The organism is Streptomyces sp. ME19-01-6, assembly GCF_033793745.1.
Taxonomy (GTDB): Bacteria; Actinomycetota; Actinomycetes; order Streptomycetales; family Streptomycetaceae; genus Streptomyces.
This window is the reverse complement of sequence record NZ_JARAXF010000138.1, coordinates 1-607: the sequence shown is the minus strand read 5'-3', so window position 1 is coordinate 607 and position 607 is coordinate 1. Positions and strand designations below refer to the sequence as shown.

1 protein-coding gene is annotated in these 607 nt (G+C 68.7%); it reads right to left on the bottom strand.

All coding sequences use genetic code 11. From position 1 onward, the window contains the following. Window positions 1-597 (bottom strand): ketoacyl-synthetase C-terminal extension domain-containing protein (locus PV419_RS53020; RefSeq protein ID WP_319701269.1); only part of this gene is annotated, 597 nt, incomplete at its 3' end. Window positions 598-607 lie beyond the last annotated feature (10 nt).

Genomic DNA, 607 nt, shown 5'->3' with positions numbered 1-607 from the left:
CGCTACCTGCGTCCACTCCGTCTGACCCAACAACCCCCCATCCCCCAAAACCTCCACCAACGGCACCCCCGACAACCCCGCCACCTCATCCACCACCGACGCAAACACCCCAAAACACCGATACAACCCCAAACCCATCCCCACCCACTGCGCACCCTGACCCGAAAACACCAGCCCCAATCGGCCGCCGTGCGCCTCACCTCGCGCCACACGCCCCGAAGGCACTCCTGCAGCCAGGGCCTCCAAGCCCTCGACCAAGGCTGGCCAGTCCTCCGCCAGCACCACCGCCCGATGCTCCAAAGCAGAGCGCGAAACAGCCAACGTCCAGGCTAGGGCGACCGGTTCGACATCCTCATGCCACATAAGCTGTTGTGCCTGGGCGCGCAGAGCGGCATCCGTCCGGGCCGACAGGACCACGGGCAGTACACCCGCCGCCGAGCAGGCCGGCTCAGGCACGGCGGACTCGGGAGTCGGCGGCTCCGGTGCCTGCTCCACGATGACGTGGGCGTTGGTGCCGCTGATCCCGAACGAGGACACCCCCGCCCGCCGCGGCCGACCCACCTCCGGCCAAGCACGCTCCTCCGTCAGCAACTCCACCGCACCCACC